The 21,385-nt window shown below is 73.5% G+C and carries 15 protein-coding genes; 12 read left to right on the forward strand and 3 right to left on the reverse strand.

The window, feature by feature from the left end:
* Nucleotides 1-28 precede the first annotated feature (28 nt).
* The 4 genes from ACZ7MY_RS11585 (at nt 29) to ACZ7MY_RS11600 (ending at nt 7,126) form a co-directional block, all read left to right on the forward strand.
* Nucleotides 29-2,194: a SpoIIE family protein phosphatase gene (locus tag ACZ7MY_RS11585; RefSeq protein ID WP_499601164.1), complete on the forward strand. Its 2,166-nt coding sequence runs from the start codon at nt 29-31 to the stop codon at nt 2,192-2,194.
* Between the two features lie 164 nt (nt 2,195-2,358).
* Nucleotides 2,359-3,066, forward strand: coding sequence for a sigma-70 family RNA polymerase sigma factor family protein (locus ACZ7MY_RS11590; protein ID WP_499601165.1), 708 nt, complete (start codon nt 2,359-2,361; stop codon nt 3,064-3,066).
* A 234-nt stretch (nt 3,067-3,300) separates the two neighbouring features.
* Nucleotides 3,301-5,439 carry a SpoIIE family protein phosphatase gene (locus ACZ7MY_RS11595; protein WP_499601166.1) on the forward strand — a complete coding sequence of 713 codons (2,139 nt, stop codon included), beginning with the start codon at nt 3,301-3,303 and terminating at the stop codon, nt 5,437-5,439.
* A gap of 4 nt (nt 5,440-5,443) precedes the next feature.
* Nucleotides 5,444-7,126: a phytoene desaturase family protein gene (locus ACZ7MY_RS11600; protein WP_499601167.1), complete on the forward strand. Its 1,683-nt coding sequence runs from the start codon at nt 5,444-5,446 to the stop codon at nt 7,124-7,126.
* On the opposite strand, the gene ACZ7MY_RS11605 is transcribed toward ACZ7MY_RS11600, so the two are convergent.
* Entirely contained in the window at nt 7,106-9,103 is a 1,998-nt protein-coding gene (locus ACZ7MY_RS11605; RefSeq protein ID WP_499601168.1) for an FUSC family protein, read from the reverse strand. The genes ACZ7MY_RS11600 and ACZ7MY_RS11605 overlap by 21 nt on opposite strands.
* Before the next feature lie 156 nt (nt 9,104-9,259).
* Nucleotides 9,260-10,327: an alkene reductase gene (locus tag ACZ7MY_RS11610; RefSeq protein ID WP_499601169.1), complete on the reverse strand. Its 1,068-nt coding sequence runs from the start codon at nt 10,325-10,327 to the stop codon at nt 9,260-9,262.
* Nucleotides 10,328-10,466: 139 nt separating this feature from the next.
* Here ACZ7MY_RS11610 and ACZ7MY_RS11615 point away from each other — a divergent pair, with 139 nt between their 5' ends.
* Nucleotides 10,467-10,832: a winged helix-turn-helix transcriptional regulator gene (locus ACZ7MY_RS11615; protein ID WP_499601171.1), complete on the forward strand. Its 366-nt coding sequence runs from the start codon at nt 10,467-10,469 to the stop codon at nt 10,830-10,832.
* 51 nt (nt 10,833-10,883) lie between these two features.
* Here the strand turns inward: ACZ7MY_RS11615 and ACZ7MY_RS11620 are convergent, their stop codons facing one another.
* A complete protein-coding gene (locus tag ACZ7MY_RS11620; RefSeq protein ID WP_499601173.1) occupies nt 10,884-11,408 on the reverse strand; it encodes a signal peptidase II in 525 nt (174 codons plus the stop codon).
* Nucleotides 11,409-11,574: 166 nt separating this feature from the next.
* Here ACZ7MY_RS11620 and ACZ7MY_RS11625 point away from each other — a divergent pair, with 166 nt between their 5' ends.
* From ACZ7MY_RS11625 to ACZ7MY_RS11655, 7 genes are all read left to right on the forward strand, one after another.
* The gene (locus tag ACZ7MY_RS11625) at nt 11,575-12,060 is read left to right on the forward strand and encodes a MarR family winged helix-turn-helix transcriptional regulator (protein ID WP_499601174.1); all 486 of its coding nucleotides are present in this window, start codon (nt 11,575-11,577) and stop codon (nt 12,058-12,060) included.
* A 302-nt stretch (nt 12,061-12,362) separates the two neighbouring features.
* Nucleotides 12,363-13,325: a patatin-like phospholipase family protein gene (locus tag ACZ7MY_RS11630; protein WP_499601175.1), complete on the forward strand. Its 963-nt coding sequence runs from the start codon at nt 12,363-12,365 to the stop codon at nt 13,323-13,325.
* Nucleotides 13,322-14,548: a macrolide family glycosyltransferase gene (locus ACZ7MY_RS11635; RefSeq protein WP_499601176.1), complete on the forward strand. Its 1,227-nt coding sequence runs from the start codon at nt 13,322-13,324 to the stop codon at nt 14,546-14,548. The genes ACZ7MY_RS11630 and ACZ7MY_RS11635 overlap by 4 nt, the downstream gene beginning before the upstream one ends.
* Nucleotides 14,549-14,551: 3 nt before the next feature.
* A complete protein-coding gene (locus ACZ7MY_RS11640) occupies nt 14,552-15,040 on the forward strand; it encodes a hypothetical protein (RefSeq protein ID WP_499601177.1) in 489 nt (162 codons plus the stop codon).
* On the forward strand, nt 15,037-16,005 hold the full coding sequence (locus ACZ7MY_RS11645) for a hypothetical protein (RefSeq protein ID WP_499601178.1): 969 nt from the start codon (nt 15,037-15,039) through the stop codon (nt 16,003-16,005). Before ACZ7MY_RS11640 ends, ACZ7MY_RS11645 begins: the two co-directional genes overlap by 4 nt.
* Nucleotides 16,006-16,284: 279 nt before the next feature.
* Nucleotides 16,285-19,239, forward strand: coding sequence for a M14 family metallopeptidase (locus ACZ7MY_RS11650; protein ID WP_499601179.1), 2,955 nt, complete (start codon nt 16,285-16,287; stop codon nt 19,237-19,239).
* A gap of 452 nt (nt 19,240-19,691) precedes the next feature.
* Complete coding sequence (locus tag ACZ7MY_RS11655) at nt 19,692-21,287, forward strand: ABC transporter substrate-binding protein (protein WP_499601180.1); 1,596 nt, start codon at nt 19,692-19,694, stop codon at nt 21,285-21,287.
* Nucleotides 21,288-21,385 lie beyond the last annotated feature (98 nt).

Consider the following 21,385-nt stretch of genomic DNA (forward strand, 5'->3'; position numbering starts at 1 on the left):
CCGGCCGGTCCGGACGTACCGTTGACCCATGCGCGCCACACCGGACGACGGTGCCGCCCGGGCGTACGCGGCGAGCCCCGCCGACGCCGCCGGGCCGGCGCTCCGGGCGGAACTCGACCGGCTGCTCGACCTCGCCGCCCGTGACACGGGCGCCCACGCGGGCGCGCTGTTCCTGCTGGTGCCCGAGGGCGACGCGCTGCGGCTCGAGGCGAGCACGGGCATGCCGGTGGACTTCCTCGCGCCGTGGTTCGGGGTGGGCCTGACCAGCCACGTGCCCGTGGCCGACGCGGTGCGCGAGCGGCGGCTCGTGTGGCTCGGCAAGCCCCAGGAACTCGCCCGTCGCTACCCGCGCACCGCGATCGCCATGCCGTACCACTTCGCGGTGGCCGCGGCACCGGTCCCCGGCGGCGAGGCACCCAGGGGGGCGCTCATGCTGTTCTGGCCCTGCTGCGACTCCGCCGAGGTCACCGGACCCAGCCACGAGCGGGTCGCTGACGCCTGCCGGCGTCTGGGACGGTTCCTCCAGGACGCCGCGGACGCCGGGCACCCGGTCACCCCCGCGGCGTACCCGCGGACGCTGTCGCAGCCGCCCGCCCGGGAGCGGGCGCCGGCCGAGACGCTGGCCGCCTCGCGGTTCGCCGAACGCCTGCCGGGAGGCAGCTCCACCCTCGACCTCGAGGGCAGGGTCACCTACATCAGCGAGAGCGCTGCGGCCCTGCTCGGTGAGAGCGTCGCGGGTCTCCTCGGCAAACGCCCCTGGGAGGCGATGGCGTGGTCGACCGATCCCGCCTTCGAGGACCGCTTCCGCGCCGCCGTGGTCAGCCGGCAGCCGGAATCCTTCACGGCGATGGTGCCGCCGGACCGGTGGCTCGCCTTCGAGCTCTACCCCGACGCCTCCGGGGTGAGCGTGCGCATCGTCGGCCTCGGCGCCGACCGCGTGCGGAACGCGGCGCGCCCCGGCACGGCGGCGCCGCGGGGCGCACCGATCCCGCTGGGCGAGATCTACCAGGTGATGCACCTGGCCGCCGCCCTCTCCGAGGCGGTCGGCGTGGGGGACGTGGTCGACCTGGTCGCGGACGAGCTGCTGCCGACCTTCCAGGCCACGACGCTGGCCCTGGCCCTGTACGAGGACGGCGGTCTGCGGTTCGTGGGCTGCCGGGGCCACAACCCGTGCCCCCTGGAGCTCTACACAGGTGCGGTGGTCAACTCCCCGGCCGGGGTCGGGACCCTCGCCGAGGGCGTGCCGGCCTTCTTCGCCACCTTCGAGGAGATGGCCGCCGTCTACCCGCGCGCCTCGCGACGCGAGGGCCTGCAGGCCTGGGCGTACCTGCCGCTGATCGCCTCGGGGCGGCCCGTGGGCCTGTGCGTCCTCGCCTTCGACCGGCCCCACCACTTCTCCGGCAACCAGCGCACCGTGCTGACCGCGCTGGCGGGGCTGGTCGCCCAGGCGCTGGAGCGGGCCCACCTCTACGACACCAGCAAGGAGCTGGCGGAGACCCTGCAGGCGGCCATGCTCCCCGACTCGCTGCCGGACCTCCCGGGACTCGACGTCGCCGCCCGTTACCTGCCCAGCGTCCGCGGCATGGACATCGGCGGCGACTTCTACGACCTGGTCCGCGTCGACGACACCACCGCGGCCGCGATCATCGGGGACGTCCAGGGCCACCACGTCAGGGCCGCCGCGCTCATGGGCAGGATCCGGCCCGCCATCCGCTCCCAGGCCGCCGCGGGGGCGGCACCGGCGGAGGCCCTGCGCCAGGCCAACCGGCAGCTGGTCGACCTCGACCCCGGCCGCTTCGTCAGCTGCCTGTACGCCCGGCTCGACCTCGCGCACGGCCGGGCCCTCCTGGCCACCGCCGGCCACCTGCCCCCCGTGGTGCTCCACCCGGACGGGAACGCGGAGGTCCTCAGGGTGCAGCCGGGGCTGCTGCTCGGCATCGACCCCGAGGCGGACTACCCCACCACAGAGATCCCGCTGGAGCGGGGCGGCGTCCTCGCCCTCTACACCGACGGGCTGGTCGAGACCCCCGGGGTCGACCTCGACGACGCCATGGGCGGGCTCGCCGCCCGCCTCGCGCGGATGGCTCCCGGGCCCGTCGACCGTCTCGCCACGGACCTGATCGACCAGGCCCGCAGGACCGCCCCGCGCACGGACGACATCGCCCTGCTGCTGATCAAGTGCGCCGCCGCATGACCTGCGCCGCCGCCTGACCTGCGCCGCCGCGTGACCCGCGCGGGCCGTCACACCCGTGCGGGGCGTCTCGTCTCCCTCACGGGACCGGGAGGAAGCCCCCGACTTCTGCGAGGTTGATGCGTGCGGCCGCGTTGTGTGGTGTCGTACGAGAGGGAGGATGCCGCATGGACGTTGCCAGGGACGCGGTGCCGATCGTGGAGCTGCTCGACGAGCGCCGGCATCTGCTGGACGTCGCCCACCGGATGTCGGGCAGCCGCCGCGAGGCGGAGGGCGTGATCGACGAGACCTACCGGCGCTGGTACGCGCTGTCCGACGCCGAGCGTGCGCGGATCACGTCGCCCCGGGCCTGGCTGTCGGCGACCGCCGACGGCATCTGCCGGGGCCGCCCGGCCACGCACGACGGGGAACGCGAGGCAGGGCCGGCCGCAGCGGGGGCGGGGTACGAAGAGCTCACCGCCGTCGCGCTCCGCCGGCTCCAGGCACGGCGCTCCGGGCCGTCGGCCGCGCTGGAGCACGACGCGGTCGTCCGCGCCGTCGGGGACGCCTGCCGGGCCGGTGACGCCGCGTCCCTCGCGTCCGCGCTGTCCCCCGACGCCATGGCCGTGTTCGACGGCGGTGGCAAGGTCCGGACTACGGTCCGGTCGGTGCACGGCAGTGAGCAGGTCACCCACAGCCTGCTGACGTTGCTCGGCCCCCACCCGCGCACCACGCTGACCGCCCAGTCCGTGAACAGCCGCACCGGTCTCGTGGCGCGCTGCGACCACACCGTGGCCGCCGTGATCAGCCTCGACGTCAGCGAACGCCGGGTGGCCCAGGTCTGGGCCGTGCTCAACCCGGAGAAGCTGCGCCGGTGGAACCGGAATGCCCCCTGACCTGGGGTGATCGCCCTCGCTGACGGTCGTGGACGGTAGCCGGCCTTGTGGATGCCGTAGTGCCCCTTGGGGCGTATGGTCCGTTTATGGGACCAGAGCGGTGTGGTGGCCGCGGGGCTCAGCGGCACCTACGGACGGCTCGGCGCGCACGGTACCGCCGGTGGCCGTCCCACGCGTCGTCCCGGAACGCAGGCGACGGGGGCGAACGCGGTGACCCGGCATGACGTGAGGCCGATGACGGGCGGCCTGCGGCGGCTCGCCGGCCTGTTCGAGGGTCTCGTCCGCGACACCGACACCGCGGTGGGCATGCTCTACGTGCTCGCGCCGGGGGAGCGGTCGCTGGAACTGGTGGCCCTGTCCGGTACGTCCCAGCGGATCGCCGCCCCCTGGGCGCGGATGTCCCTGGACGACGCGGCGCCGGTCGCGCAGGCGGTACGGGATCATGCGCTGGTGTGGGTGGGCAACTCCCGGGAGCTGGCCCAGCGCTTCCCCCGGGTCGCGCTGGTGGCCCCCTACGAGATCATGCTGGCGGCGGCGCCGATCACCGACGGCAACGTGACGTGGGGCGCGGTGTGCCTGATGTGGCCCGCCTGGCACCCGCCGGTCCTGAGCCCCTTCGAGCGGGACGTGATCGGCATCTTCTGCGGCAGGTCGGGGCGGCTCCTGAGGCACTACGCGGACCGGGGGCATCCCGTCGTCGCCGGCCCGGACGTCCTCACCCTGCGGTCGGTGCGCCGCCGCACGCCGGGCCGGGCCGAAGCCCTCGCGGCGTACGACTTCGCCGAGCGGCTGCCGACCGGATGCTGCTCCCTGGACCTGGAGGGCCGGGTCAGGTTCCTCAACGCAGCGGCCGAGGACCTGCTCGGCGTCGGCGCCGCGGACCTGATGGGATCACCGCCGTGGGAGCGCCTGCTGTGGATGGACGGCCCGGCGTTCGAGGACGCGTACCGCGCCGCCGTCATCAGCAAGCAGACCACCGCCTTCACCGCCCTGCGCCCCCCTGACCAGTGGCTGTCCTTCCGCCTCGACCCGGGGCCCTCCGGGATCAGCGTCACCGTCACCCCGGCGGAGGGGGAGCCCGCGCCGCCCGCCGCCGGCCCGGCCGTCCCTCCCGGCGCCCGCGGATCGGTCGGCGCCTCGGCCATGTACCAGCTGATGTACCTGGCCGCGACGCTCACCGAGGCGGTCGGCGTGCAGGACGTGGTCGACCAGGTCGCCGACCAGCTGGTCCCGGCGTTCGAGGCCCAGGGACTGGTCGTGCTCACCGCCGAGGGCGGGCGGCTGCGCGTCGTCGGGCACCGCGGCTACAGCGACGAGTTCATGGCCCAGGTCGACGGTGCGCCCCTGACCTCCTCCATCGTGACCGCCCAGGCCCTCACCCGCGGCACCCCGCTGTTCTTCCCCAGCTACGCCGACCTGCACCGCGCCTACCCGCTGGCCCTGCGCTTCCGCAACAGGGACGCGTGGGCCTTCCTGCCGCTGATCACCTCGGGACGGCCGGTCGGACTGCTCGTCCTGTCCTACGACCGGTCCCGCCCCTTCCCCCAGGCCGAGCGCAACGTCCTCATCGCCCTGGCCGGGCTGATCGCGCAGGCCCTGGACCGCGCCCACCTCTACGACACCAAGCACCAGCTCGCCCGCACCCTGCAGACCGGCCTGCTGCCCAAGGAACTGCCGCGGATACCGGGCCTCGACGTAGCCGCCCGCTACCTGCCGGCCGGCCACGGGAGCGAGATCGGCGGCGACTTCTACGACCTCATACGCTGCGGCCCCCGCTGCGCGGCCGTCACCATCGGCGACGTCCAGGGCCACAACCTGCAGGCCGCGGCCCTCATGGGACAGGTCCGCATCGCCGTCCACGCCCACGCCACCGCCCACTCCTCACCGGGCGACGTGCTGGCCCGGACCAACCGCCTGCTCTCCGACCTGGACACCGGCCTGTTCACGAGTTGTCTTTTCGCCCACATCGACCTGGAGCGGCACGTCGGCCGGCTCGCCACCGCCGGCCACCCGCCGCCCCTGATCCGCCACCCCGACGGCCGCGCGGGCATCCTCGGCATGACGCCGGGCCTGCTGCTGGGCATCGCGCCGGACGGCGACTACCCCACCGAGGAGATCCCGCTGCCCCCGGGCACGCTGCTGGCGCTGTACACCGACGGCCTCGTCGAATCGCCCGGCGTCGACGCCGAGTCCGCCGCGCGCGACCTGGTGCGGCACCTGGTCGACACGGCCGACCGGGGCGTGGACGCCGTCGCGGACGGTCTCCTCGAACACGCCCTGCGGACCTCCCCCGGAACCGACGACACGGCCCTGCTGATCGTCCGCCCGGACGGTTCCGCGGTCACCCCACCGGCGAACGGAGGGCAGGGATGAACCCATGCGGAAGCAGGAGGACCGACGGAGCGGGGAGGGCCGCGCGGTGACGGCCGGCGACTCCTACGACGCGGTCGTCGTCGGCGGCGGCCACAACGGACTGGTGGCGGCCCTGTACCTGGCGCGCGGGGGGTGGTCGGTGGCCGTGCTGGAGCGCAACGCCCGCGTCGGAGGAGCCATCGCGGACGGCGAGGTGACCCTACCCGGGTTCGTGCACGACCTGTACTCCACCAACCAGAACCTCTTCCTCGGCTCCCGGGCGCACGCCGACTTCGGCGCCGAACTCGCCCGCCACGGGCTGCGGTTCCGCACCACGGACCGGCCGTACGCCAATGTGTTCCCCGACGGCCGCAGCGTCCGGGTCTACGTCGACCACGCGCGCACGACGCAGGAACTGGCCGCACACGACGCCCGGGACGCCGAGGGCTTCGAGGGCCTCTATCGCGAGTACCGGCGGTTCGCGCCCCACCTGTTCGCGCTCTACGGGTCGGCGCTGCCGTCCCGTTCGGCGGCGCGCCAGGTGCTGGGCCTGCTGCGCCGCCACGGTGTGCGCGGCGCGGCGGACCTGGCGCACACGCTGCTCATGAGCACCCGCGAACTGGGCGAGGTCTGGTTCGCCACGCGCGAGGCGCAGGCGATGGCGGCCTGCTGGGGCATGCACCTGGACTTCGCGCCGGACGTCTCCGGCGGGGCGATGTTCCCCTTCCTGGAACTGTTCGCGGACATGGAGAACGGCATGTCCGTCGTCGAGGGCGGCGCGGGGCGGCTGCCGGAGGCGCTCGCGGCCGTGCTCGCCGACCACGGCGGCGAGGTGCGCACCGGTGTCGAGGTCACGCGCGTGCTGTGCCGTGACGGGCGGGCCGTCGGCGTGCGTACGGCGGACGGCGCCACGGTGACCGCGCGGCGCGCGGTGGTCGCCAACACCGCTCCCGGCGTGCTGTACCGGCACCTGCTGGAACCGGAGCAGGTGCCCGCGCGCGTGCGCCGTCAGGCGGACCGCTTCCTGTACGGCCCGGGCACGCTGATGCTGCACCTCGCGCTCGACGGCCCCCTGCCGTGGGCGGCGGGCGAGGAACTGTCCGGCTTCGGGTACGTCCATGTGGCGCCGTACGTCGACGACCTCGCGCGCACCTACACCGAGTCGCAGGCGGGGCTGCTGCCCGCGGACCCGCTGCTGATCGTCGGTCAGACCTCCGCGGTCGACCCCACGCGGGCCCCCGCCGGCCGCCACGTCGTGTGGATCCAGGTCCGTACGATGCCCGTCCGCATCCGCGGTGACGCGGCGGGCACGATCCGGCAGACCGGGTGGCCCGAGGTCGCCGAGGCGATGACCGACCGGGTGCTGGCCAAGCTGGAGCGGTACGCACCCGGCTGCCGGGCCCGGATCGCCGGCGTCACCGCGTACACGCCGCGGGACCTGGAGGTGGCCGATCCCAACCTGGTGGGCGGGGACAGCACCGGTGGCAGCCACCACCTGTCCCAGAACTTCCTGTTCCGGCCGATGCCCGGGCACGGCGGCTATCGCACCGCGGTCCCCGGCCTGTACCTGACCGGTGCCGCGACGTGGCCCGGTGCCGGGAACAACGCCGCGTCGGGGCACCTCGCGGCGTGCCGGGTGCTGAAGGACTCCCGTCCGCGGCCGCGCGCCCGACGCCCCCGGGCGGGCTCAGCGCCGGCCGCGCCGTAGTGGGCGGCAGCGACATTCCTCGGGGTGAGGGGTGCTCAGGGCGCTGTGGAGAGCGTCCAGAGCGGCCTCCAGACGGGCCGGCGTCGTCGGGCCGTGAAGGCCGAGGGGTGGGGGAGGGTCACCCGTCGCCGCGGCATCGGCGAGCGTGTCGAAGGCGTGCCCGACCCGCGCGGCGTCGCCCGGTCCGGGCCGTGCCCGCGGGGGGAGCGGACGGGTGGTGGAGATGGCCAGGTAGCCGAGTTGCTGGGTGGCGGCGATGGCGGGCCAGAGCCGGGCGAGTTCGCAGGGCGCGGGGCGGTCGCCCGCGGCGCTGTCGGCGACGGTGCGGAGGTTGATCAGGTCGGTGCGCAGGCGGTGCCGGGCCGTCGCGGCGGCGGTGTGCCCGGCGTCGTCGTCGTCGGCGGTGAGGATCAGGTGCCAGGCCGCGCCTTCCGCGCGGATGACGTGGGCGAGGGTGCCGGCGAGCCGGACGGTCGAGGTGCGCCGCCACAGCGTGAGACCCGCCGCCACGCCGACGGCGCAACCGCACACCGTGTCGAGGAGGCGGGCGGTGACGAGGTGTTCCACGGGCAGCGCCGGCTGCGCTGCCTCGGTCAGGAACAGCGACAGCGGAGTGATGAAGGCGACGCCGAGGGCGTAGTTGTGGGCAAGGACGGCTTCCGCGGCGAACTGGGCGAGCATCACGGCCGCCACCAGCGCCGCCGCGCCGGGGTGGAACGCCAGGACGGCCCCGCCGAGCAGGACGCCCGCGGCGGTGCCGGCGCCGCGTTGCAGGCCGCGCCGGAGCACGGTGGTGACGTTGGCGCCCTGCAGCACGACGATGGCGGCGCCGGAGGCCCAGTACGGCTGCGCGAGGCCGCTCAGGTGGGCGAGCCAGCCGGCGACGACGGCGCCCGATCCGACGCGCAGCGCTGCGGGCAGGACCAGCGAGTGCCGTTTCCTGGCGGAGGCCAGCAGCCGTGTGGCGCTGGACGGTTCGAGGAGTTCCCCCGTGTCGGCCGGCGGCGCCCCCGACACGGCGTCGCGCACCGCCCGTTCGACCTCGCCGCGTACGGCGCGCCGCGCGGCGGGTTCCGTTCCGGGCCCGGCCTCCGTTCCGGGTCCGGGCTCCGTTCCCGGCACGGGTGCCGGGAGCGGGGCGGCCGTACGGCGCCCGCGGAGGCAGCCGGCGGTGCGGCGCAGCGCCGCGGCCAGTTCGCGCGGGAGCGGCTCGCGCGGGCCCGCGGCGGCCCGGACGGCGGCGGCGAACACGTGGTGGGCCTGGCGTACGGCGGGCCGCAGCCGTGCCCGGCCGCCGGCCCGGAGGGGCTGGGGCGGGGCCGCGACGGCGTACCAGGCGGTGCGCAGCGCGATGGCGGCCTGGTGCTGGGCGGCGTCCTGACGGGGTCCGCCGATCGCGTCGAGGTAGGCGGCGAGTTGTTCGTAGGCGTCCGCGACGGCCCTGGTCTCCGGCCCGTCCCGGTCGATCAGGAACCCCGACATCGAGACCAGCCAGGCGCAGGCCGCGCCGGCCGCGGTGAGAGCGACGCGCTGCCCGGTCAGCGCGGCGTCGGCGGGCAGCGGGGTCGACATCGCACAGGCGAGGGCGAACAGGTAGCCGCCGGGCGGCCCGATCCGCAGCGCGTCGCAGACGTACGTGGCGACCGCGCCGACGAGGCCGATGACGACCGGCGCGAGCCAGGCCTTGCCCCCGGCCAGCGACCCGGCGGCGACGGAGAGCACGAAGCCCGCCCCCACCCCGGCCAGCAGCACCGCCCGCCTGCCGTAGGGCTCCTTGGCACCGTAGACGGCGCTGAAGGCACCCATGGTGGCGGTCAGTCCCCACGCCAGGTGGCCCGTTGCGGCACCGGCGGTCAGGGGGATGCCCATGCTCGACGCCGCGCGCAGACCGGCGGCGTACCGGTAACCGGGACCGCCGCCAGGCCGCAGGGCGTCCCGCAGGAAGCGGCCGGCACGGGTGGCTGGGAACTGGGGCAAGCTCGTGGCCTCCGAACGTCCGGACGGCGATGGACCCGGTGCCCCGCCCGCGCCGTGGGACGAGTCCTACCAGAGCGCCGGGCGCGTCCCCGGGAGGGGAGGCGCCCGGCGCGTCCGCCCGTGGCGCGCCGCCGCCGGGGCGGCGCGCGGGCGGGGTCAGACGAGGGCCGGGTAGTCGGTGTACCCCCGCTCGTCGCCGCCGTAGAAGCTCGCCGGGTCCGCGGTGTTGTAGGGCCCCTGGGCCTTGATGCGGCTGACGAGGTCGGGGTTGGCGAGGAAGGCCCGGCCGAGGGTGACGGCGTCGGCGACGCCCTCGGCGAAGACGTCGGCCACCGCCTCGTGGGGCGGGCGCTCGTCGTCGTACTGGGGGTTGAGGACGAGCGTGCCGGGCCAGGCGGCACGGATCTTGCGCGTCAGGTCGCGTCCGGCCTGCTCACGGGTGTGGACGTAGGCGAGCGGGAGGTCCGCCAGGGCGGTGAGCAGGGTGGTGTACAGCTCGACGGGGTCGTTCTCGACGATGCCCTGGTCCGTGATGCCGGGGGAGATGCGCAGTCCGACGCGCTCCGCGCCGACGGCCTCGGCCACGGCCCTGACGGTCTCCACGACGAAGCGGATGCGGTTCTCGGTGCTGCCGCCCCAGCGGTCGGTGCGGAGGTTGACGCTGTCGGAGAGGAACTGGTGGAGCAGGTAGCCGGAGGCGGAGTGGAGCTCCACGCCGTCGAAGCCGGCGGCGATGGCGTTGCGCGCCGCCGAGGCGTGGTCGGCGATCGTCCCGAGGATCTCCTCCTCGGTCAGTTCGCGCGGGACGTCGTGCTCCTTCGGCCCCTCGGCGGTGTACGTGACGCCGGGCGCCCGCACGGCGGACGGCGCCACGGGGACCAGGCCGGTCAGGTCCCGGTGGCCGATCCGGCCGGAGTGCATGATCTGGGCGAAGATGCGGCCGCCCGCCGCGTGGACGGCGTCGGTCACGGTGCGCCACGCGGCCACCTGCTCGTCGCTGTGCAGGCCCGGGGTCGCGTTGTAGCCCTGGCCGACCCGGCTGGGCTGGGTGCCCTCGGTGATGATCAGCGCGGCCGCCCCGGCCCGCTGCGTGTAGTAGTCGACCATGGCCTCGGTGGCGAGTCCGCCCTCGGCGGTCGCGCGGTTGCGGGTCATGGGCGACATGAAGATCCGGTGGGGGACCTGGGTCTCACCGACGGTGATGGGCTCGAACGGTGTGGTCATCTCTGGTGCTTCCTTGTCCGGCGGAGGGTACGGCCACCCCAGGGATAGGGGCTATCCATTCGAAAGTGGCTGGCCGGGTGAAAGCTAACAGGGTCGACCCCCTGTGGGCAAGTCGCTATCCATTGGTAAGCTGGCTGGTATGAGCGGTTACGAGCCCGACTTCTGCCCTCGCTACCACCTGGCCGTCGAGATGATCGGACGCCGGTGGGCGGGGGTGATCCTGCGTGAGCTGCTCCGTGGCGCGACGCACTTCCGCCAGATCAGCGACGCCATCCCCGACATCACCGACAAGCTGCTGTCGGACCGCCTCAAGCGTTTCGAGCAGGAGGGCGTGGTGGAACGCCACGTCCTGCCGACCACCCCGGTGACCATCGAGTACCACCTCACCGCCAAGGGCCGCGCCCTGGAGGAGGTCGTCCGGGAGATCTCGACGTGGGCCGAGTCGTGGCTGCCGGCCGACGAGGAGGCGGCTGCGTCCGGCGAGGACGTCGAGCCGGCGGCGTGAGCCCGCGCCGCGGCCGCAGGCCCTGCGCGTGTGCCGCGTCCTGCGGTGCGGTTACCGCTCCAGCGCCCCGGTTCCGGCGGTGCCGCTCGCTCCCGCGCCGCTCGCGGCGGCGGCACGCAACGGGACGCCGCGGAAGGTCTGGATGAGCACGATCACGGCACCCGCCGTGACGCACTGGTCGGCGAGGTTGAAGATCCCGGAATCGCCGACCTGGATGAAGTCCAGCACGGCGCCCCTGCCGAACCCGGGGGTGCGGAAGAGGCGGTCGGCGAGGTTGCCGCCGGCGCCCGCGAAGATCAGCCCGAGGCCGGCCGCCCAGCCCGTGGAACGCACGGAACCGGCGACCCGCGTGATGGCCGCCAGCGCCACGATCGCCACCAGGGTGAAGAGCAGGGTCGCGCGGGGTGCGAAGGAGCCGGCCGCCCCGGAGTTGCGGAACGCGGTGAAGGTCACCGCACCGCCCAGGGCGTACCTGGGCTCGTGGCCCTCGACGACCACGGCGGCGATCGCCTTCGTGATCTGGTCCACGGCCAGTCCGGCCGCCGCAACCGTCCACAGCAGATACGCCCGCCGCACCGCCCACCTCCTGATCGCTGGTCCGACCGCACCGAGCGTACGCGCCGCTCCCGGCGGAGGAGCGGGCACCCGGAGCGGGCGCCCGGAACGGGGCGGCGGTGCCCGGCCGGTGTGTGGTATCACTCGATACGGTATTGAATGTGTGGATAGCTGGTAATGTGCGTCCATGACTGCCGACACCCCTCGTGAGGCCGGTGCCCCGCGTGCCACCGACCGTCCCGGCGACACCTCGCCGTTCGCCCTGGGCCTGCTGCTGCGCCGGGCGCACTGGCGCGCCGGTGCCGTGATGGTGGAGGCGCTCAGGCCGCTCGGCATCGAGATGCGGCACTTCGCGGTGCTGCTCGTCCTGGTCGGCCGCGGGCCCACGGTGCAGCGGGACCTGGCCGCGGCGACGGGGTCCGACAAGGCGGGGATCATGCGGGTCGTGGACGACCTGGAGCGCAAGGGGCTCGCGGTCCGCAAGGGCGTCCCGGGGGACCGTCGGGTGCGCGCGGTGGAGATCACCCCGGCGGGCCTGCAGCTGTTCGATGCGGCCCACGAGGCGGCGGCGCCGCTGGCCGAGCGTCTGGTCGCCGACCTGGGTCCCGGTGAGGCCGAACTGCTGACGCGCCTTCTGACGCGCTTCGCCCACTCCGCGGGTGACGAGGTGTAGCCGGACCGCAGGGAGGGTCTTCAGCCGCGTGGCGTGTCCGCCACGCGGCTTTTCGCTGTGTTTCCGCAAGGAATTCTCACACGTGATGGTATCGGATGATACTATCGTTTCTGTCATGAGATGGAGGGGGTGGGAGGTCGAGCCGCGGCACTGGTCCGATGCGGTGCCGCTGAGCTCAAGGAAGGTGGATCATGAGGATCATCCGTGGGCGGACACCGGTCCCCTCGCCCCGCACGGAGGCCCGTGGCGGCCGGCCGGCGAGCGGCGCCGGGCCAGGCGGGCGCGCGCCCACCGTGCCCACCGTGCCCACCGCGGCCGACGGCTGTGTCGGCCGGCCCCGGCCTCCGGCGCCGGAGACCCTGGGCGCCCTTCCCCGGCCCGTGGCCGCGGTGGTCGGCGCCGGCGGCGTGCTCGGGGCGGCACACGTCGGCCTGGGCTACGCGCTGGAAGAGCGCGGATTCGTCCCCGACATGATCGTCGGCACCTCGGTGGGGGCCCTGCTGGGCGCGATCGCGGCCGCCCACCCCGACGGGTCGGCGGCCTGGCTGGAGCGCGTCTGGACCGGCCTGCGCCGCCGCGAGGTGTACCCCCTCGGCTACCCGCCCTCACGGGCCAGCGTCTTCGCCGACCGCGGCCTGCGCCGGCTGATCGCCGGGTCGGGGCTGCCGTCCCGGATCGAGGACCTCCCCGTCCCCTTCACGGCGGTCGCCATGGACCTCGACACCGGGGCCGCCGCGCTCCTCGACCACGGCGACCTGGAGTCCGCCCTGCTCGCCAGCGCGGCCGTCCCCGGGATCCTGCCCCCGGTCGACCGCGAGGACAGGACGCTGGTCGACGGCGGCGTGATCGCCTACCTCCCGGTGCTGGCGGCCCTCCAGGCCGGGGCCGCCAGTGTCGTGGCGCTGTCGACCGGGCCCGAGGGCGCACCGGTGGACCGGGCCGTCCGGCGCCGCGGTGCCGGCGCGGTCGCCTCCAGGGCCGGCGTGCTCCTGATGCGGCACCAGATCGAACGCGATCTGCGTGAGGTGTCCCGGCACGTCCCGACCGTCGTGCTGCCGACCGGCATCGACACCTGGCCCGCGCCCTGGGACTTCGGCCACGCGCAGCGGCTGATCAGCACCGCGCACCGTACGGCGGGGGACTTCCTCGACGCGTTGCGCGTCACCGGACCGGGCCTGTACCGGGCCGACGCACCCCTGCCGCTCCCGGCCGGCCCGTCCTGCCCGGCCGGGGCGGCACCCATCGCACCGGAGGACCTCCCGTGAGCACCGTCGCCTTCCTCAACATCGCCATGCACGGGCGGGTCAACCCGACCCTCCCGGTGGTCGCCGAACTCGTCCGGCGCGGACACCGCGTCACCTACCACACCTCGGCCGCCTTCCAGGAGGAGATCGAGGCCGCGGGGGCCGAGGTGTACCCGTACGCCGGCGGCGAGCGGCCCCTCCCCGATCCGCCGACTCCGGTCGCGCTGCTGGAGGGGCTCGCCCACAGCGCCGTGGCCCTGCTGCCCTCCGTGCTCACGGACCTGCGGCGCATCCGGCCGGACCTCGTCGTCCACGACAACGCCTGCCCGTGGGGCGCGATCGCCGCCCGCGAACTGGGCGTGCCGGCCGCCTCCTCGTTCACGACCTTCGCGTTCAACCACCTCGTGCCGAGCCCCACCCGCGTTTCCCGGGAGCTGCTGGCCGCCGCCGCGGCCAGTCCCCGCAGTCTGCACGGCTACCTGCGGTCGCGCCGGGAGCTGTGCCGGCGCTACGACGCACGCGGACTGCCCCTGACCGACCTGGGCAACATCCGGCAGCCGCTCAACCTCGTCTACACCTCCCGGGCGTTCCAGCCCAGGGCCGGGCACTTCGACGACACCTACCGCTTCGTGGGCCCCAGCATCGGCGCGCGCCCCCGCGACCCCTCCTTCCCCGTGGCCGAGTTGCGCGACCCCGTGGTGTACGCCTCGCTGGGCACGGTGTTCACCTCCGACCCACGACTGCTGCGTACCCTCGCCGGCGCCCTGGCCCCCCTGGCCGGCACGGTCGTCGTCTCCTCGGGACGCACCGACCCCGCCGCACTGGGCCCGCTGCCGCCCAACGTGCTCGTCCGCCCGTTCGTCCCGCAGCCCGAAGTGCTGCAGCGCGCCGCACTGTTCGTCACCCACGGGGGCATGAACAGCGTCAACGAGGCCCTGTACGCCGGTGTGCCGATGCTGGTCGTCCCCCAGGGCGCCGACCAGCCCATGGTGGCCGGCCGCGTCGAGGAACTCGGCGCCGGACTCGCGCTCACCGGCCGGGACATCACCGAGGACGCCGTACGCGGCCGCGCCGCACGGCTGCTCCAGGGGCCCGGATTCCGGGCGGCCACGGCCACCCTGCGGGCCGCCCAGCGCGAAGCCGGCGGATACCGGGGTGCCGCCGACGCGCTCGAGGAGTACCTGGGTGCGTCCCGGTCCACCGGCCGGGCGCCCGCAGCCGCCGCCGGCGTGGGGCGGAGCTGAGCCGTGACACCCCTGGTCATCACACTGCTGACGCTCGCCGGGGTGTCCGAGGCCGCCGGGCGCATCGTGCCGCTGGCCGTGCGGCGTCCCGGCATGCCGCGCACGCTCGTGGCGGGATCGCTGCTGGGCGGGGGCCTGGTCGAGAGCGCCGTGTTCGCGCTGTGGCCGCCGACCGCGGCGACACTGGCCGAACTGGTGCTGTCCCGCCCGCCCGTGGGCGCCGCGCCGGTGTGGACCGCGGACCTGGCGGCCCCGCTGGTCTTCGCCGGCGTCCTCGCCTTCCCCTGGCTCGGACCCTTCCTCCACTTCCTGCTCTTCGCCGGGGTCGGGGCCGGTCTGGCCGGCCCGCTCGCCACGGCCACCGGCGCCGGCTGGTGGGAGGCGGCCAGCTGCGTGGCCGTCGCGGGAGCCGGACTGGGTCTCGCGGTCGAGGCCGTACGGCGCCTGGTCGTGCGGCTGGGCGCGACCGAGCCGCCGGAGGCGATCGCGTGAACGGCTACCTGCTCTGGGCGTTCGCGGTCGGGCCGGCCCTGATCGCCGAAGCGCTGCTGGCCCGGTACGAGGTGCTGGCCTACGGTGCCCGCTGGCGTGCCCCCGTCACCGAACTCCCGGAGGGCGTCCCCTACGCCCGCGGCGCCGGTCCGGGTGACCCCCCGGCCGCCTACCTCGTCTACCTGGACGGCATCGGCAAACGCCGGGTCCGCGACACCCGCGACGGCGGTCAACTCGTCACGGCCCTCCTGGCCAGGGCCCCGGAACTGCGAGTGCTCGGCCAGGTCCAGCCGTACTCGCCCCTCGCCGACCCCCTGGCCGAACGGCCGGTGTGGGCACGGCTGCGCCGCCGCATCGGACTGCTGCTGTTCCTGCACAACGTCATGCAGATCTTCGTCGCCGCCGACCGCCACTACCGGCACCTGTACAACCGGGCCGTCGGCCGCCAGATCGCCACCCAGCTCCGGTTCGCCGGCTACCGTCCCGGCAGCGGCACCCCTGTGGTGCTGCTGAGCTACAGCGGCGGCGCCCAGGTCGCCACCGGCGCCGTCGACGAACTGCACGCCCAACTGCCGGCCCCCCTGCTGCTGATCACCCTCGGCGGCTTCCACAACGGCGCCAACGACCTCACCCACGCCGCGCACCTGCACCGGCTGACCAGCGCCGGCGACCGCATCGAACGGCTCGGCGGCTGGATCTTCCCGCAACGCTGGCCACTGCTCCGGCTCAGCGGCTGGAACCGCGCCCGCCGCGCGGGCAAGATCACCACGCACCGTCTGGATCCGGCCACGCACGTCGGCCCGCAGAGCTACATCAGCCGGACCGCCCGGCTGCCCGACGGCCGCAGCCACCTCGACCGCACCGCCGACACCGTGATCGCGGTCATCCGCAGCCATTTGACCGTTTCCGCATCGCTGCCCTGGGACCCCACGCCGCCAAAGGGCCTTCCGGACCGGGAAAGCTGAGCACCGGCCGACCCGCGAACGCGGAATGAGGTATTCCCGTCGATAGCAGGCTACCGCGAAGTAGACGCGGCCTATCACAAAGCGCGTTCACGGCGATCCCGCAATTCCCCACAGTCCGCGACCCGGCTTTCGAGCAATGGCGGCCGAATTCACCGCCACCGGACGGGAAATGACCGCCCTGCGGCGCACCCGCCTCCCCGGACACGTCTTTCCCCGCATCTTGACTGGCGCCCCGACTTCTTATGGGATGGCGCCTCTGTCCTGGAACGACGTGAAGGGATGCTCGTGAGAACCAGATCCTTAACGATCGCTGCTGTCGGTGCCCTCATCCTGTGCGGTGCGACGGTGGCGCCCATGGCACAGGCCCGCGACTCGGGCACGGCCGCCACCGAGGCGGACACCGTCAAGGTGTACCGCGCAGAAGTGACCCGAGGTCAGATCCCGCTGCTGCTCCAGGCCGGCCAGGACGCGCACGAGTTGAGCGAGCGGCCGCCGGCGCAGGGCACGGCCACGGTCGAGGTCTACCTCACCGGCAAGCAGGCGAAGGAACTGGAGAAGGAAGGCGTACGGCTCACCGAGCGCACGCTCGGAGCGAGGGCCGAGGCGCGCGTGCAGGGCGCCGCCGACAAGGTGTTCCGCCCGTACAGCGGCAAGGGCGGCATCAAGGAGGAGATCCTCGCCACCCAGCGCGCCAACCCCGGTCTGACCAAGGTCGTCTCGATCGGGAAGACGGTACGGGGGCAGGACATCCTCGCCCTCAAGCTCACCAAGGACGCCGCCAGGACGAAGGACGGCTCCAAGCCCTCCGTGCTGTACATGTCCAACCAGCACGCGCGTGAGTGGATCACGCCGGAGATGACCCGCCGGCTCATGCACCACTACCTGGACAACTACCGGACCGACAAGCGGATCAAGAAGCTCGTGGACTCCACCGAGCTCTGGTTCCTGATATCCGCGAACCCGGACGGCTACGACTACACCTTCCAGAGCGAGGACAACCGCCTCTGGCGCAAGAACCTGCGGGACAACAACGGCGACGGCGTCATCACCGCGGGCGACGGCGTCGACCTCAACCGCAACTTCGCCTACAAGTGGGGCTACGACAACGAGGGCTCCTCGCCCAATCCGGCCAGCGAGACCTACCGCGGCGCGAGCCCGAACTCCGAGCCGGAGACGCGGGCCCTGGACGCGTTCCAGAAGCGCATCGACTTCACCTACGGCATCAACTACCACTCCGCCGCCGAACTGCTCCTGTACGGGGTGGGCTGGCAGGTGGCCACGGACACCCCCGACGACGTCCTGTACAAGGCGCTCGCCGGCACGCCGGACAACTCCGCGATCCCCGGCTACCACCCGCAGGTCTCCTCCGAGCTGTACACCACCAACGGCGAGGCGGACGGCCACGCGTCCAACGTCAACGGCCTGGCGATGTTCACGCCCGAGATGTCGACCTGCCAGACCGCGTCGGACATCGACCCCGACGACCAGTGGGTGGCCTCCGACTGCCAGTCGGGCTTCAACTTCCCGGACGACGAGAAGCTGATCGAGGACGAGTTCGAGAAGAACGTCCCGTTCGCGCTCTCGGTCGCCGAGACGGCGGCCCACCCCGACGTGCCCTCCTCCTCCGTGGGCCTGGACGCCGCCGACTTCACCCCGGGTTCCTTCACCACCTCCTACTCGCGCGGTGACGACCAGCAGGTCTCGGTCGTCGCCCGCAAGTCGCTGCGTGACAGGGAACTCAACTACCGCGTCAACGGCGGCCGCACGAAGGACGAGTCGCTGCGCTCCTGGCGGGGCGGCGAGACCTACGGCGGCGAGGACAACCTCTACTTCGACGAGTACCGTGCCACGGTCCGCGACGGGGACGTCGGCGACAAGGTCGAGGTGTGGTTCACCGGCCGGACCAAGAGCGGCAAGAAGGTCTCCAGCGAGCACTTCACGTACACCGTCGCCGACCGCCCCTGGGCGGACACCCTCGTCGTCGCCGAGGAGGGCGCGGCCGCCACGCAGACCAAGGCGTACGTCGACGCGCTGAAGGCGAACGGCCACCGCGCGGCCGTCTGGGACGTCGCCACGCAGGGCGTGCCCGACGCGCTCGGGGTCCTGGGCCACTTCGGTACCGTCGTGCACTACACGGGCGCGGCGCTGCCGGGCAACCCCACCCAGCTCGAGCTGCGCGCCTACCTCAACGAGGGCGGCAAGCTGATCGAGGCGGGCGAACGGACCGGCGGCAACGTGGCCCTGGCCGACGGCACCCCGTCGAACGACTTCGCGCAGTACTACCTCGGCGCGTACTCGCGCACGTCGACCAACGGCGCCACGGGCTTCGCCGGCGCGGGTGCGCTGGCCGGAGCCGGCGGTCCGCTCGGTGCCGCCACCGGCAACCCGCTGGACACGGCCGGAACGTACCGGGTGACCTCCGACTGGCTCGCGCCCGCCACGTTCCCGCAGTTCGGCAGCAAGGGAGCCGGCCGCTACACCGGGTCCGTCGCCTCGGACGCGCCCTACGCGGGCTCCTTCATGGCGGCCGCCGTCCACACCGACGACGCCTACAACCGGCTCACCCGGACGATCGACCTCAGCGGTGTGACCGCGGCCGATGCGCCGACCCTGCGCTCGCGGTTCCTGTGGGACACCGAGCCCGGCTACGACAACGCGATCCTGGAGGTCCACACCGTCGGCGCCGACGACTGGACCACCCTCCCCGAGGCGGGCGGTGCCACCGGTACGGCCGTGCCCGCCGAGTGCGAGGCCGGGTTCTACATCGCCGAGCACCCGTGGCTGACGCACTACCTGACCCCGGGCGCGAGCGGCTGCGGGGCGACCGGCACCTCGGGCGTCTGGAACAGCTTCACGGGCTCCTCCAGGGGCTGGCAGCAGGTGAACTTCGACCTGAGCGCCTACGCGGGCAAGAGGATCGAGGTCTCGCTCAGCTACGTCACCGACCCGGGCTCCGGCGGTCAGGGCGTCCAGGCCGACGAGGCCTCGCTGGTCATCGGGGGCGCGGTCACCGAGACCGAGGGCTTCGAGACCTCCCTCGGCCCCTGGGCCGTCTCCGGACCGCCCGCGGGCAGCCCGCCCGCCCAGCGGGACTGGACGCGCACCGGCCCGCTGACGCAGGGGGCGGTCGTCACCGACGACACCGTGCTGCTGGGCTTCGGCCTCGAGCACGTCACCTCGGCGGCCGATCGCGCGACACTGGTCCGCCAGGCGCTCAAGGCACTGCGGCGATGACGGTCCGACCCGCCCGGCGACCCTGAGGGCGGGACACGAGGAGCAGTACGTCAGGCGGTCCGTACCCATCGCGGGTACGGACCGCCTTTCGCTTTCCCCCCGGCGCCGTCCACACGGGAGCGGGCCGGAGCGGGCCGGAGCCGGCCGACAGGGACACGCGGCGGCCGCGACCCCCCGGTAGTTCCGCCGGGCGCGAGGGCTTCTCCACCGTGCGGCAATCCGGCGTTCACCAAGCGGCGGCTAGGTTCGATGTTTTGGGCGTGAGCGCCGGTGCGGCGATGCACGGCCTGATCTGCATATGTCATCCCATGCCGCCGTTCCGGCTGGTCACCCCGGTTTCCCGCCCCCGGGTGACGCCTGGCAGGATGAGCGACCGTCTGACGCGAATCGGAAAATAGTAACTGTATGCGCGTGAGCCAGCACAGGTTACCGCAAAGTAGTGAGGAAGTCTTGTGAGGAATCGAGTCCAGCGACTGGCGCTCCCGCTCTCCGTGACCGTGACGGCGGCCGTGGTCGCCGGCTGCGGCACGGGAGGGGCCGACGGGGGAGCCGCCGGGAAGTCCCTCACGATGGGCATCACGGACAAGGTGACCGCGGTCGATCCGGCGTCCGGCTACGACGTCGGCTCCTGGATCGTCTTCAGCAACGTCTTCCAATCGCTGCTGAGTTTCCCCAAGGGCGCGACCACGCCCGAGCCGGAGGCGGCGGAGAGCTGCAAGTTCACCGACGAGGGCAGCAAGACCTTCGACTGCACGCTGCGCAAGGGCCTGAAGTTCAGCAACGGTGAGGCGCTGACGTCGCAGGACGTGAAGTTCTCCTTCGAGCGGACGGTCAAGATCAACGACGAGAACGGTCCCGCGGTGCTGCTGGACTCGATCAAGACGATCGACACCCCGTCGCCGGAGCGGGTGGTGTTCCACCTGAAGTACTCCGACGCGACGTTCCCGATGAAGATCGCCTCGGGTGCGGGGTCGATCGTGGACCACACGCAGTACCCGGCGGACAAGCTGCGCACCGACGGCGGGGCGACGGGCTCGGGCCCGTACAAGCTGGACTCCTACGAGGCCGGCGACAAGGCGGTGTTCACCGTCAACGAGGGCTACCAGGGGTCGGCGGAGATCCGTAACTCCGGTATGACGATGAAGTTCTTCGGTGACGAGCCGGCGTTGAAGACGGCGGTCGAGGACGGGTCGGTGGACCTGGCCTACCGTGGTCTGGACTCGGCCGACATCGCGTCGCTGCAGCGCAGTTCGATAGCCGGCGACACCGGGATCCAGGTGGTGGAGGGCACCGGTGCCGAGGTCCAGCACCTGGTGTTCAACGTCAAGGACCCGGTGGTGGGCAACAAGGCGGTGCGCCGGGCGGTGGCGTACGTGATCGACCGCAAGGCGTTCATCCGGGACGTGTACCAGCGTACGGCGACGCCGTTGTACTCGATCGTGCCGCAGGGCATCACCGGTCACAACACGGCCTTCTTCGACCGGTACGGCGAGGGCGGCGACGTGGCGGGCGCGCAGTCCGCGCTGTCGCAGGCGGGGATCACCTCGAAGGTGAAGTTCACGCTGTGGGCGACGCCGGTGCGTTTCGGGCCGGGCACGGTGGCGGAGCTGAAGGCGATCGCCAAGCAGCTCAACGACAGCGGGCTGTTCGACGTGGACGTCAAGACCACCGACGCCGACCAGTACGCCAAGGACATCGAGGCGGGCAAGTACGCGGCGTACGTGCGCGGCTGGGTGCCGGACTACCCGGACCCGGACAACTTCACCGCCCCGTTCTTCGGTGACGGCAACGTGCTGTCCAACAACTACGTCAACAAGAAGATCACCGGGCAGCTGATCCCGCGCACCGCCGCCGAGGCCGGCCGCGGCGACACCACCGCCGACTTCGAGGACCTGCAGTCCGCGGTGGCGGACGACGTTCCGATGATCCCGCTCTGGCAGGGCAAGCAGTACGTGGTCTCCAAGGACAACATCAACGGCCTGGAGTGGACCCTCGACCCCTCCACCGTCTTCCGCTTCTGGGAGATCCAGAAGGGCGCGTCCCAGTAGCCGACGCGCGACCGGTCGTCGACCACCGTCGGCGCCGACGCGGCAGCCGTGCTCCTCGCGGTTGCCGCGTCCCGGCGGCGCGGTCACGGAACGGGCGG

This window comes from Streptomyces sp. NPDC111520, from assembly GCF_055635295.1.